The following is a 13,286-nucleotide window of genomic DNA, read 5'->3' on the forward strand; positions in this document are numbered from 1 at the left end:
AGCTTCAAACACTTGACTCGCTGCGATCTCTCGTAGCGGGAGGCGAATCATACAGCGTTTAGAAGCGCTGTCAACCACCATTTCAACCGCTGCCGATCATTCGACCGAAGCACTCCTGATACTACCTGAACCGCTTAACTAATTGATTTTCAACAAGTTTTGCGCTTCGACCACGTCAGAAGTGGGGCGCATTATAAGGGGATTCGAAACCGCGTCAACCCTTAATTTCAAGAAACCTTGATATCGCTGAAAAGCTAAGCGGGGAGGCCTGACGGCCTCCCCGCTTTTCACCAAGGCCAAACGCCCTTAAAGCACACCGGTACTGCGCAGCCGCTGCACCTCACCGGCATCCAGCCCCAATACATCCTCCAGCACCACCTCGGTATGTTCACCCAGCAACGGCGGCGCCCGACGGTACTCAACCGGCGTCTCCGACAACCGTATCGGGCTCGCCACCTGCGGCACACTCCCCGCCAACGGATGCGGAATGCTCACCGCCAATCCGCGCGCCAGCACCTGCGGGTCCTGGAACATCTGCGCCAGGTCATTGATAGGCCCGCACGGCACCCCTGCAGCCTCCAACTGACTCACCCACTGCGCTGTGGTCTTGAACACCGTGGCCTGGCGAATCAGAGGAATCAGCTCGGCCCGGTTGGCAACCCGCAGCTTGTTGGTAACGAAACGCGGGTCGTCCGCCCACTGCGGCTGCCCGGCCACCTCGGCGAACTTGCGGAACTGGCTATCGTTGCCCACGGTAAGGATGAAGTCGCCATCCGCCGTTGGAAAATCCTGATAAGGCACGATATTAGGGTGCGCATTACCCAGGCGACGAGGCGGGTTGCCCGTGGTCAGGTAGTTCATCGCCTGGTTCGCCAGGCAGGCCACCTGCACATCGAGCAACGCCATGTCGACATGCTGGCCCACTCCGGTCTGCTCTCGATGGGCGAGGGCAGCGAGGATCGCCACCGTGGAATACAACCCGGTAAGGATGTCGGTCAGCGCCACCCCTACCTTGACCGGCCCCGCACCTTCTTCACCTTCCGGGCGGCCGGTCAGGCTCATCAGCCCGCCCAACCCCTGGATCATGAAGTCATAACCCGCGCGCCTTGCATAAGGCCCGGTCTGGCCGAACCCGGTGATGGAACAATAGATAAGCCGCGGGTTGATCGCCTTCAGGCTCTGGTAGTCCAGGCCGTAGGCAGCCAACCCACCTACCTTGAAGTTTTCGATGACGATATCGGACTTCGCCGCCAACTCACGTACCAGGCGCTGCCCCTCGGCCTGGGTGAAGTCGATGGTAACCGAGCGCTTGTTGCGGTTGGCCGACAGGTAATAGGCCGCCTCACTGGTGTTCTCACCCTCGGGATCCTTGAGGAAGGGCGGCCCCCACGAGCGGGTATCGTCACCACTGCCAGGGCGCTCGACCTTGATCACATCAGCACCAAGGTCAGCGAGAATCTGGCCAGACCATGGGCCGGCCAACACGCGAGAAAGGTCCAGCACCCGCAGATGTGATAGCGCGCCCATGGGCTGGCTCCTTATCAATAGAAGGCCTGGATGCCGGTCTGCGCACGCCCCAGGATCAGTGCATGCACATCGTGAGTACCTTCATAGGTGTTGACCACCTCCAGGTTGACCAGGTGACGAGCCACGCCGAACTCATCGGAAATGCCATTGCCACCCAGCATGTCGCGCGCCATGCGGGCAATATCCAGCGCCTTGCCACAGGAGTTGCGCTTCATGATCGACGTGATCTCCACTGCAGCCGTGCCTTCGTCCTTCATCCGCCCCAGACGCAGGCAGCCCTGCAGCGCCAGGGTGATTTCGGTCTGCATGTCGGCCAGCTTTTTCTGGATCAACTGGTTGGCAGCCAACGGGCGACCGAATTGCTGACGGTCCAGGGTGTACTGACGCGCGGTGTGCCAGCAGGCTTCCGCAGCGCCCAGCGCCCCCCACGAGATGCCATAGCGGGCGGAGTTCAGGCAGGTGAACGGGCCTTTGAGGCCGCGTACATCCGGGAAGATGTTTTCCTCCGGCACGAACACGTTGTCCATGACGATTTCGCCAGTGATCGAGGCGCGCAGGCCAACCTTGCCGTGAATCGCCGGCGCACTGAGACCTTGCCAACCCTTTTCCAGAACAAAGCCGCGGATATCACCCGCATCGTCCTTGGCCCAGACCACGAATACATCGGCGATCGGGCTGTTGGTGATCCACATCTTGCTGCCGGTCAGGCGGTAGCCGCCGTCGACCTTCCGGGCACGGGTGATCATCGAACCCGGGTCGGAACCATGGTTGGGCTCGGTCAGGCCGAAGCAACCGATCCACTCGCCGCTGGCCAGCTTGGGCAGGTACTTCTGCTTTTGTGCCTCGGTACCGAATTCGTTGATTGGCACCATCACCAGCGACGACTGCACGCTCATCATCGAGCGGTAACCCGAGTCGATGCGCTCTACCTCGCGAGCAATCAGGCCGTAGCACACATAGTTCAGGCCACTGCCACCGTATTGCTCGGGAATGGTGGCGCCCAGCAACCCGACCTCACCCATTTCACGGAAGATTGCCGGGTCGGTCTGTTCATGACGGAAGGCCTCGAGCACACGCGGGGCCAGCTTGTCCTGGGCGAACTGATAAGCGCTGTCACGCACCATGCGCTCTTCTTCAGTGAGCTGCTGATCGAGCAGCAGCGGGTCGATCCAGTTGAAGCTTGCTTTACCGGCCATGAGAGAAATCCTCGAAATAGGGGGCAGTTTCTTGTGCCTTTGAGCCTAGGCCTGATCGGCCGCCGGGACAAACGAGGATTGCGCACCAATTAGTGATAATTTGTCACTTCGTAAATCGGCAAAACGCCATATTGACAGCCTTACGAGTGAGGTTGACGTACATGCGCCGCAAGATCCCCAGTACCGCCGCCCTGGTTTGCTTCGAGGCGGCGGCGCGCCACGAGAGCTTTACCAAGGCCGCCCAGGAACTCGCCCTGACCCAGGGTGCCGTCTGTCGGCAGATAGGCGGCCTGGAAGCCTTCCTTAATGTGGAACTGTTCCGCCGCTCGCGCCGCGGCGTGAAACTGACCGAAGCCGGCCTTTCCTACAGCCGCCAGGTGGCCGCCCAACTGGACGCGGTAGAGCGCGACACCTTGTCGGTAATGCGCCAACAGGGCGCCAACGTGATCGAGTTGGCCGTGGTGCCCACCTTCGGCACCCAATGGCTGCTACCGCGACTCAAGGACTTCCAGCAGCGCCACCCGGAGGTCACGGTCAACCTCACCAACCGCACCCGGCCATTCCTGTTTGCCGACACCACCTTCGATGCCGCTATCTACTTCGGCGATGCCGACTGGTCCGGCACCCAGTCGCACCGGCTGATGGGGGAAAACCCGGTACCGGTGTGCAGCCCGGCGCTGCTGGGCGGGCAGGGCACACTCGACGCGCAGCGTATTGCCCAACTGCCACTGCTGCAGCAGAGCACGCGCCCCTATGCCTGGCGGCAATGGTTCGGCAGCGTCGGCATGAATGTGGAACGCGACATGACAGGCCCGCGCTATGAACTATTCTCGATGCTCGCCCAGGCGGCCATGCATGAGATGGGCATCGCCCTGATTCCACCGTTCCTGATCCAGCGCGAGTTGGAGGAGGGTAGGTTGGTGGTCGCTAACAGGCATGCCCTGAGTAGTGACAAGGCCTACTATCTGATGATTCCGGAGCGCAAGGTGGAGTCGGCTTCGCTGCGCGCCTTCCGCGACTGGCTGGTGAGCCAGGCCCAGGCGTATACGGCGAAGACGTAGGCAAGCGCGACAAATTGACTCCGTAGTCAATTATTTTGAACACCTACAGATATATGTATTTGTCGCATCTACATAAACTGTTATGCAGGGTGCAAAAATCTGCTTTAACCCTGCTTACGGCGCGGCTTTGCGGGTTATTTTGCGACATTCACCAAGCCGTAAGCGAATTGACCGCAAAATTTTTGTTTTTTTCTCATAATCTGCCAATAGCCTATGTTTGACAGGCTGCAGCCTGACCGTTGCGACATACGGTCACAGGGTGACTTGTAGTTTTGACTTCGTTTCGCTCCAGAACCGGTTGAAGGCCTCTGGCTTCGTCTGCAAAATGCTTCGCCCGCCCGGGATTCGGCGGGTCGGCGCTCCACAGCCGCCCCAGCGCACCATCCGAAGTACGCTGGCTTTTAAAAAGACAAAAGGTCACCGCAGGAGAAATAGTCGTGCACATTGGTGTTCCTCTCGAGACGCAGACCGGTGAGACAAGGGTCGCTGCGACCCCGGAAACCATCAAGAAACTGATTGGCCAGGGCCATCAGGTCACCGTCCAACGGGGGGCAGGGCTCAATGCCAGCATTCCGGACAGTGCCTATGAGGCCGTGGGTGCTTCCCTGGGGAGTGCAGCCGATGCCTACGGCGCCCAATTGGTGCTCAAAGTGGTCGCCCCCAACGACCAGGAACTGGCCCTGATCAACAGTGGCAGCCTCCTGGTGGGCATGCTCAACCCCTTCAACAGCGAGCTGATCGGCAAGATGGCCGAGCGCGGCATTACCGCGTTCGCCCTGGAAGCCGCGCCGCGCACCTCGCGGGCGCAGAGCCTGGACGTGCTGTCGTCGCAGGCCAACATCGCCGGTTACAAGGCGGTGTTGCTGGCTGCCCATCACTACCCACGCTTCATGCCCATGCTCATGACCGCCGCCGGTACCGTCAAGGCCGCGCGCGTGCTGATCCTGGGCGCGGGCGTTGCCGGCCTGCAGGCCATTGCCACGGCCAAGCGCCTGGGCGCAGTGATCGAGGCGTCCGACGTACGCCCGGCCGTGAAGGAGCAGATCGAGTCGCTGGGCGCCAAGTTCATCGACGTACCCTACGAAACCGATGAAGAGCGCGAGTGCGCCGAAGGTGTCGGCGGTTACGCCCGGCCGATGCCGGCCAGCTGGATGCAACGCCAGGCCCAGGCCGTGCACGAGCGCGCCAAGCAGGCGGATATCGTCATTACCACTGCGCTTATCCCGGGGCGCAAGGCGCCGACCCTGCTCAGCGCCGAAACCGTCGCGCAGATGAAGCCCGGCTCGGTGGTCATCGACCTCGCAGCAGCCCAAGGCGGCAACTGCCCACTGACTGTCGCCGACCAGGTGGTACAGGAGAACGGGGTGATCATCGTCGGCCCGACCAACCTGCCGGCCCAGGTGGGCGCCGATGCCTCGGCACTGTATGCACGCAACCTGCTGGACTTCATGAAGCTGCTGTTCGACAAGGACGGCGCGCTGGTCATCAACCTCGAAGACGACATCGTCGCGGCCTGCCTGATGTGCCGTGATGGTCAGGTCGTCCGCAAGAACGGCTAAGGAGCACGACAATGGAAGACATGCTGATTTCCCATGGCATCTACAACCTGATCATCTTCGTGCTGGCCATTTATGTGGGCTACCACGTGGTGTGGAACGTCACCCCGGCGCTGCACACGCCGCTGATGGCCGTGACCAACGCCATCTCCGCGATCGTCATCGTCGGCGCCATGCTGGCCGCCGCCCTGACGGTGACCCCGGCCGGCAAGCTGATGGGCACCCTGGCGGTGGCCCTGGCCGCGGTCAACGTGTTCGGTGGCTTCCTGGTCACCCGTCGCATGCTTGAGATGTTCAAGAAGAAAACCAAGAACGAGGCGCAGAAGTAAGCATGAGCATGAATCTGGTAACGCTCCTCTACCTCGTCGCCTCGGTGTGCTTCATCCAGGCGCTCAAGGGCCTGTCGCACCCGACTACCTCGCGGCGCGGCAACCTGTTCGGCATGATCGGCATGGGGATCGCCATCGTCACTACGGTCGGCCTCATATATAAGCTCGGGGCCGAGCTTGCTACCGCTGGCATCGGCTACGTCCTCGTTGGCCTGCTGGTCGGCGGCACCGCCGGTTCGATCATGGCCAAGCGCGTCGAGATGACCAAGATGCCGGAACTGGTCGCCTTCATGCACAGCATGATCGGCCTGGCAGCGGTGTTCATCGCCATCGCCGCGGTGCTGGAACCGCAATCGATGGGCATCGTTGCCGCCATGAGCGACCCGATCCCCACCGGCAACCGCCTGGAACTGTTCCTCGGCGCAGCCATCGGTGCCATTACCTTCTCCGGCTCGGTGATCGCCTTCGGTAAGCTGTCGGGCAAGTACAAGTTCCGCCTGTTCCAGGGCGCACCGGTACAGTTCGCCGGCCAGCACAAGCTGAACCTGATCCTCGGCCTGACCACCATTGCCCTGGGCCTGCTGTTCACCTTCACTGGCCACTACAGTGCCTTCACCCTGATGCTGGTCTTGGCCTTCATCATGGGCGTGCTGATCATTATTCCGATCGGGGGCGCCGACATGCCGGTGGTGGTGTCGATGCTCAACAGCTATTCGGGCTGGGCAGCGGCCGGTATCGGCTTCTCGCTGAACAACTCGATGCTGATCATTGCAGGGTCCCTTGTCGGCTCGTCCGGTGCCATTCTCTCGTACATCATGTGCAAGGCAATGAACCGTTCGTTCTTCAACGTCATCCTCGGTGGCTTCGGTGGTGATACCGATGCCGGCGCGGCGCAAGGCTCCAAAGAGCAGCGCCCGGTGAAGTCCGGCTCTGCCGACGATGCCACCTTCCTGCTCAGCAACGCCGACAGCGTGATCATCGTCCCGGGTTACGGTCTGGCGGTGGCTCGCGCCCAGCACGCGCTGAAGGAGCTGACCGAGAAGCTGAGCCACAACGGCGTGACCGTGAAGTACGCGATCCACCCGGTGGCGGGCCGTATGCCCGGGCACATGAACGTGCTGTTGGCCGAGGCCGAAGTGCCATACGACCAGGTATTCGAGATGGAAGACATCAACGCCGAGTTCGGCCAGGCCGATGTGGTGCTGGTGCTGGGCGCCAACGACGTGGTCAACCCGGCGGCGAAGAACGATCCCAAGTCGCCGATCGCCGGCATGCCGATCCTCGAAGCGTTCAAGGCCAAGACCATCATCGTCAACAAGCGCTCCATGGCCAGCGGCTATGCCGGCCTGGACAACGAACTGTTCTATCTCGACAAGACCATGATGGTGTTCGGCGACGCCAAGAAGGTCATCGAAGACATGGTCAAGGCGGTGGAGTGACAACGGCCGCTGCAAACCAGCTGATATAAAGGAAGCCCCGGTCAGAATCTGCCGGGGCTTTTCTTTTATTGATCCGGATCAACGGCTCTATTCCAAGGCTTCTCATACGACCATGGTCGTGGGACGGCAAGGGGCGAAGTCTCTAGACTGCGCTGCAGTAGTTTCAGTAGCCCGAGATAACAATCCATGTACCGTGATCGTATCCGCTTGTCCTCCCTGCACAGCAAGGTAATGAGTGCGGCTGATGCCGCTGGTCTGATCGAGGACGGCATGACCGTCGGCATGAGCGGTTTCACCCGCGCCGGCGAAGCCAAGGCCGTACCACATGCACTGGCCGAACGTGCCAAGCAGTCGCCACTGAAAATCAGCCTGATGACCGGCGCCAGCCTGGGCAACGACCTGGACAAGCAACTGACCGAGGCCGGCGTGCTGGCTCGCCGCATGCCGTTCCAGGTCGACAGCACCCTGCGCAAGGCCATCAACGACGGCCAGGTGATGTTCATCGACCAGCACCTGTCGGAAACCGTCGAGCAGCTGCGCAACCAGCAGCTGAAGCTGCCGGACATCGCGGTCATCGAAGCCGTGGCCATCACCGAGCAGGGCCACATCGTGCCAACCACCTCGGTGGGCAACTCGGCCAGCTTCGCGATCTTCGCCAAACAGGTGATTGTCGAGATCAACCTCTCGCACAACACCAACCTCGAAGGCCTGCACGACATCTATATCCCGACCTACCGCCCGACCCGCACGCCAATCCCGCTGGTCAAGGTCGACGACCGTATTGGCAGCACCGCCATCCCGATCGACCCGGCCAAGATCGTCGGCATCGTCATCAGCGACCAGCCGGACTCGCCGTCCACGGTATTGCCGCCGGATGACGAAACCCAGGGCATCGCCGACCACCTGATCAACTTCCTCAAGAAAGAAGTCGAAGCTGGCCGCATGACCAACAAGCTTGGCCCGCTGCAGGCCGGTATCGGCAGCATCGCCAACGCAGTGATGTGCGGCCTGATCGAGTCGCCGTTCGAAGACCTGACCATGTACTCCGAAGTACTGCAGGATTCGACCTTCGACCTGATCGACGCCGGCAAGCTGAGCTTCGCCTCGGGCAGCTCGATCACCTTGTCGACCCGCCGCAACGCCGACGTGTTCGGCAACCTGGAGCGTTACAAGGACAAACTGGTTCTGCGCCCGCAAGAAATTTCCAACCACCCGGAAGTGGTCCGTCGCCTGGGCATCATCGGTATCAATACCGCGCTGGAGTTCGACATCTACGGCAACGTCAACTCCACCCATGTCTGCGGCACCAAGATGATGAACGGCATCGGCGGCTCGGGTGACTTCGCCCGTAACGCCCACCTGGCCGTGTTCGTCACCAAGTCGATTGCCAAGGGTGGCGCGATTTCCAGCGTGGTGCCGATGGTCAGCCATGTCGACCATACCGAGCACGACGTTGACATCCTGGTCACCGAGCAAGGCCTGGCCGACCTGCGTGGCCTGGCGCCACGTGAGCGCGCCCGGGCGATCATCGACAACTGTGTGCACCCGGACTACCGCGCAGCGCTGAACGACTACTTCGATCGCGCCTGCCAGCGTGGCGGCCACACCCCGCACATCCTGCGCGAAGCCCTGAGCTGGCATGAGAACCTGGAAGAAACCGGGCGCATGCTGGCTAGCTGATCCAGATGTGGTACGGAACGGCGGCCCTGCTTCCGCTGTTCCGGTCTGTATTCTGTAATCCTGGGGCCGCTTTGCGGCCCTTTCGCGACACAAGGCCGCTCCTACAGGGGCAAGCATTACAGCCATCACTTATTTTTGAACAAAACTGTACTACTGTACTGGTAATTTTCAGCGCTTCCGCCTGAAAAAACCCTTCTCCGAAGCCAGAGCGCACCAAAAAAGGGCGTACCAGTACAGTTACGCCAGTTTCGAGTGCAACAGTAGGCTTACACAGTTAACTGGACCATCGTCTTTCAACCGAACTGTATCTACTGTTATGGACGACAGAGGAGGATCATTGGCATCAGTTAAATCACTACCTAATCCCGCCATAAGCGGAAGGATGAAACATCATGGAACGTACCCTCAGTTCCGGTCTGGTTTTTGAAAGCAACGCCCAACAATCCAACGCTTCGCTGCCTCTGCGCGCTCTGTCCACCTTGCTGCTGTGGCAGCGCCGCATGGCCAGCCGCCGTCAACTGGCTCGCCTGGACGCCCGCCTGCTGGCCGACGCCGGTATCAGCGAGTCGCAGCGTTACGAAGAGCTGAGCAAGCCTTTCTGGCGCTAAGCTCCGGCTTGCCGGCTTCGGCCGGCACCGCGAATTCCCGAAACCCGTTGCAGGTGACTGCGACGGGTTTTTTGTTTGCAGGCGGCATGGTAGAGCCTTTTGCAAGCACACCTGTACAGTTTAAAAAATCCAAAAACTAACCATAACAGTTTATTGGCACGCCGTTCATTAACATCCAGAAACACCGGCGCGTGATACGCTTGCCGTAACAGTCTGGTAGAACGCACTGTTGAAAAAGTACCGCGACGAGCTGTGCGAGCGTCCGATAAAGCAGAACCACCCGACCCTAGTCCAGGAGTCCACGATCATGTCCCGTAAATACCTGATTGGCGCCGCCCTGATGCTGAGCCTGGCCGGCACCGCAAACGCCACCAGCTTCGTTGTCACCACCGACGCCGTCGTTGGCGCAGTGGCCGCGTCCACCGATGCCACTTCCGATATTTCCTCCTCGTTCCGTGACGACAAGATTGTCTAGGCCGCCCGTGACGACGCCGCCAGCTTCGTTGGCAGCCAGGGCGACATCCGCGGTGCCAAGCTGGAAAGCGCTTTCCTGCACATCCGCTCGCAGATGCCAGCCCTGCAGGCCAGCGACGCGCAACTGGCCCAGGCCATCCTGGCGCTCTGACCCCGGCTGAGCCGTTCAGCTGTGCTGGTCACCACCAGCACAGCCGTACTCACCATTGCCGCCCACGTTTCCAGCTGTTGTAGAGCCCATGCGTTATCTGTTGCCGTTGCTGTTCTGCGTTGTTGGCATGGCCAGCGCCCATGCCATGGATACCACTACGCAAAGCCTGGTCATCACCGGCTATGTCACCAGCCAGGTCACCACCGCACCGTTCGACCGCAAACTGGTCCGCCAGGCCCAGGACGATGCCGCTGCCTTCGTCGCCAGCGACGGCCAGATCCGCGGTGCGCGGCTGGAGGCAGCACTGGAATCACTACGCCACAATTGCGCACGGCATACCGTCGGCGATCTGGAACTGGCGCAGGCAATTCTCGTCCAATAATTACATCTGACTCCCTGTATTTTTCGGAGATGCTCCATGCGTAAACCGCTGATTGCCGCTACCCTCGGCATGCTGCTGCTGGCCGACCTGGCCCAGGCACAGACCCTGGTGGCCACCAGCAATATCATCGTGCGAGCCTTTGGCCGTTCGATCGATTTCACCTCTGACACCACCACCTCGATCCGCGATTCCAAAGTGGTGCGCGAAGCCCATGACGACGCCGCCAGCTTTGTCGCCAGCAACGGTGACATCCGCGGCGCCCAGCTCGAGGCCGCCTTCAACACCCTGCGCGAGCGCGTGCCGCAAGCGCGCGACGCCAGCGACCAGGTACTGGCTGAAGCCATCCTCGCGCTGTGAACCGCGTGCGCGCCTGGCTGCTCGGCTGCGCCCTGACGCTGCTCGGCACGCCCGCCCTGGCCGACCTGCAGCTCGAGCTGCAGGCGTCCGGCCTTGACTCGCAGCAGGCCCAAGCCACTCAGGCTCTGCTCGACGAAGCCATGGGCAAGCTGCCCCCTCGCTTCAAGCAACAGCTGAATCGCCGGGTGCGGGTCAGCTGGAGCGACAACATGCAGGCCGACGCCTATGGCCAGGCATCGCTGGTATCTACCCTCGAACTCAATCGCCGCCTGCTGCCCAGCCTCACCGATGGCAGTGCTGCCACCGAGCGCACCAACCGCCCGCATGGCACGGTGCGAGAAGAACTGCTGGCCACCGTGCTGCACGAACTCACCCATATCTACGACCGCGCCCGGCTGTGGCCCAGCGCCGAGAACGCGCTGATCGCCCGTTGCAAGCGCCAGCAAGGTACGTTGGGCAAGGTCGGCCTGCCCGAAGCATGCCGTGGCCAGGCCGAGCGCCGCTTCACCCTCAGCGACGACCCGCGCCTGCTCGACCTGGCCGGCTGGCAGCAGTACGTGGGCCGACGCGGCGAGCGCGAGCAGCACAACGGCCAGTTCGTGCGCAGCCCCGACAGCTATGAACTGAGCAGCCCCAAGGAGTACATCGCGGTCAACATGGAGTACTTCCTCCTCGACCCGAGCTACGGCTGCCGCCGTCCGGCGCTGAACCAGTACCTGCGCGAACACTTCGGCTGGGCACCGCAGCAGGACAGCTGCGCCAAGGGCCTGCCGTTCATCAATGCCGGCAGCGACTTCGCCCGCCAACCGCTGGGCGAAATCGACCCCGAGCGGGTCTATGAGGTGGACTACCTGCTGGCCGAAGCCAACCAGAACCTGGTCAGCCGCTGGGGCCACAGCATGCTGCGCCTGGTGATCTGCAAGCCGGGCCGCCCACGCGGGCCGGACTGCCGCCTGGACCTCGACCAGAGCCTGGTGCTGTCGTACCGCGCCTTCGTCAACGATGTGCAGCTTTCCAGCTGGGACGGCCTGGTCGGTGCCTACCCCTCGCGCCTGTTCGTGCTGCCGCTGGGCCAGGTGATCGACGAGTACACCAAGACCGAACTGCGCAGCCTGGCCTCGGTGCCCTTGCGGCTCGACCGCGACGAGATCGAGAACCTGGTGCGTCAGGCCGCCGAAATGCACTGGAGCTACGATGGCAACTACTGGTTCCTGTCCAACAACTGCGCAGTAGAGTCGTTGAAGCTGCTGCGCAGCGGCACCGCCAACCCACGCCTGAACGACCTCGACAGCATCATGCCCAATGGCTTGCTGGCTGTGCTCAAGGGCAGGGGGCTGGCCGACACCAGCGTGCTCGACGACCCCCGCGAGGCGCTGCGCCTGGGTTATCGCTTCGACTCCTACCGCGACCGTTACCAGGCCATGTTCGAGGTGTTGAAGAAGCAGTTGCCAATCAAGCAGGACAAGGTCGAGGACTGGCTGGCCCTGGACGCCGAGCAACGGCGGGGCTGGTTCGCCCAGGCCGACCTGCGCACCAGCGCCGCCTTGCTGCTGCTTGAACAGGCCAGCTTGCGCCGGCAACTGCTGCTGGCCCAGGACGAAGTCAAGCAGCGCTACCTTAACGCCGCCGCGCTGAACGATGGCAGCGTCAGCAAGGCCGATGCGACCCTCAGGCAGATGCTTGCCAACAGTGGCTTCCTCAGCCGCCCGGCAGAATTGCTCGATAGCAAGGGCTACGGGCTGCCGCAGCCGCAGGAGCGCAAGCACCTGGAGCAAGTCAGCAGCGAGCGGCAAGCGCAATTGCTGCGCTTGAGCACGAGCCTGGACAAAGAGGTGAGGGCGCTGCTGGAGCCGTCGCGGGCCAGGGAGATTGCGGCGGTGGAAGCCAATGTGAAGCAGGTGGGCGAGCATCTGCGGGCATTGCACAAGGCTGCAGGTGGCCTGCAGTTGTAAGTACGGCTGTACCGGCCCTATCGCCGGCAAGCCAGCTCCCACAAGATCCCCACAGGTCTGAAGGTGGTGGGGTACCTGTGGGAGCTGGCTTGCCGGCGATAGGGCCAGCAGCACCAACACAATCTCTTACAGGTTCTCCTCCGCCTCCGAAGGCAAATCCTCGTCCAGATGCAACCAAGGCAACCGGCTACCCACCCAGATATGCCGGTTGGCCCTGACGCGTTCCGGGTGGTCCAGCGTCGCCACCGTCACATCCACCGTCTCCGGGCTATGTGTAGTCACCAACGCCACATGCGCCCCGCAATGCCCGCAGAAGTACCGGCTGCAACTGGCCGGCGCCACATAGCAGTTCGGCTCGCCCGCAAGCCACCGGAACCCCGAGCGGGGCACGGTGAGCCAGGTCACCACCAGCCCGCCGCTGACCCGCCGGCAGATCGAGCAATGGCAATGGGCAATGTCCGTCAGGTCGCCCTCCAACCGATAACGTAAGGCGCCACAATGGCAGCCACCCTCGGTCACATCCTGCATCACCTACCTCTCGTCGCCTTTGCTTCGGCGAAAGCTGGCTGAAAGC

12 protein-coding genes and 1 pseudogene are annotated in these 13,286 nt (G+C 61.9%); 10 read left to right on the forward strand and 3 right to left on the reverse strand.

Annotation, left to right across the window (positions count from 1 at the left end; translation table 11 throughout):
* Window positions 1–306: 306 nt before the first annotated feature.
* Both ACGLHT_RS00005 and ACGLHT_RS00010 read right to left on the reverse strand, forming a co-directional pair.
* Window positions 307–1,527: a CaiB/BaiF CoA-transferase family protein gene (locus tag ACGLHT_RS00005; RefSeq protein WP_274079005.1), complete on the reverse strand. Its 1,221-nt coding sequence runs from the start codon at window positions 1,525–1,527 to the stop codon at window positions 307–309.
* Between the two features lie 14 nt (window positions 1,528–1,541).
* Window positions 1,542–2,723, reverse strand: a complete 1,182-nt coding sequence (locus tag ACGLHT_RS00010; protein WP_003252907.1) for an acyl-CoA dehydrogenase — start codon at window positions 2,721–2,723, stop codon at window positions 1,542–1,544.
* 161 nt (window positions 2,724–2,884) lie between these two features.
* Here ACGLHT_RS00010 and ACGLHT_RS00015 point away from each other — a divergent pair, with 161 nt between their 5' ends.
* From ACGLHT_RS00015 to ACGLHT_RS00060, 10 genes and pseudogenes are all read left to right on the forward strand, one after another.
* Window positions 2,885–3,784 carry a LysR family transcriptional regulator gene (locus tag ACGLHT_RS00015; protein ID WP_274119900.1) on the forward strand — a complete coding sequence of 300 codons (900 nt, stop codon included), beginning with the start codon at window positions 2,885–2,887 and terminating at the stop codon, window positions 3,782–3,784.
* A 437-nt stretch (window positions 3,785–4,221) separates the two neighbouring features.
* A complete protein-coding gene (locus ACGLHT_RS00020) occupies window positions 4,222–5,343 on the forward strand; it encodes a Re/Si-specific NAD(P)(+) transhydrogenase subunit alpha (protein ID WP_015268506.1) in 1,122 nt (373 codons plus the stop codon).
* Between the two features lie 11 nt (window positions 5,344–5,354).
* Window positions 5,355–5,669: an NAD(P) transhydrogenase subunit alpha gene (locus ACGLHT_RS00025; RefSeq protein ID WP_003256966.1), complete on the forward strand. Its 315-nt coding sequence runs from the start codon at window positions 5,355–5,357 to the stop codon at window positions 5,667–5,669.
* A gap of 2 nt (window positions 5,670–5,671) precedes the next feature.
* Complete coding sequence (locus tag ACGLHT_RS00030; protein ID WP_015268505.1) at window positions 5,672–7,108, forward strand: NAD(P)(+) transhydrogenase (Re/Si-specific) subunit beta; 1,437 nt, start codon at window positions 5,672–5,674, stop codon at window positions 7,106–7,108.
* Window positions 7,109–7,294: 186 nt separating this feature from the next.
* Window positions 7,295–8,788, forward strand: a complete 1,494-nt coding sequence (locus ACGLHT_RS00035; RefSeq protein ID WP_013970344.1) for an acetyl-CoA hydrolase/transferase family protein — start codon at window positions 7,295–7,297, stop codon at window positions 8,786–8,788.
* A 392-nt stretch (window positions 8,789–9,180) separates the two neighbouring features.
* Complete coding sequence (locus ACGLHT_RS00040; protein ID WP_003256968.1) at window positions 9,181–9,396, forward strand: DUF1127 domain-containing protein; 216 nt, start codon at window positions 9,181–9,183, stop codon at window positions 9,394–9,396.
* Between the two features lie 307 nt (window positions 9,397–9,703).
* A pseudogene (locus ACGLHT_RS00045) lies at window positions 9,704–10,021 on the forward strand (DUF2388 domain-containing protein).
* Window positions 10,022–10,109: 88 nt separating this feature from the next.
* The gene (locus tag ACGLHT_RS00050) at window positions 10,110–10,403 is read left to right on the forward strand and encodes a DUF2388 domain-containing protein (RefSeq protein ID WP_137162728.1); all 294 of its coding nucleotides are present in this window, start codon (window positions 10,110–10,112) and stop codon (window positions 10,401–10,403) included.
* 36 nt (window positions 10,404–10,439) lie between these two features.
* Window positions 10,440–10,760 carry a DUF2388 domain-containing protein gene (locus ACGLHT_RS00055; protein ID WP_003256970.1) on the forward strand — a complete coding sequence of 107 codons (321 nt, stop codon included), beginning with the start codon at window positions 10,440–10,442 and terminating at the stop codon, window positions 10,758–10,760.
* Complete coding sequence (locus ACGLHT_RS00060; protein WP_025337245.1) at window positions 10,757–12,712, forward strand: DUF4105 domain-containing protein; 1,956 nt, start codon at window positions 10,757–10,759, stop codon at window positions 12,710–12,712. The genes ACGLHT_RS00055 and ACGLHT_RS00060 overlap by 4 nt, the downstream gene beginning before the upstream one ends.
* A gap of 126 nt (window positions 12,713–12,838) precedes the next feature.
* Here ACGLHT_RS00060 and ACGLHT_RS00065 read toward each other — a convergent pair whose 3' ends face one another.
* Window positions 12,839–13,240: a GFA family protein gene (locus ACGLHT_RS00065; RefSeq protein ID WP_085619023.1), complete on the reverse strand. Its 402-nt coding sequence runs from the start codon at window positions 13,238–13,240 to the stop codon at window positions 12,839–12,841.
* Window positions 13,241–13,286 lie beyond the last annotated feature (46 nt).

The organism is Pseudomonas sp. PsB, from assembly GCF_043658375.1.
GTDB lineage: Bacteria > Pseudomonadota > Gammaproteobacteria > Pseudomonadales > Pseudomonadaceae > Aquipseudomonas > Aquipseudomonas putida_Z.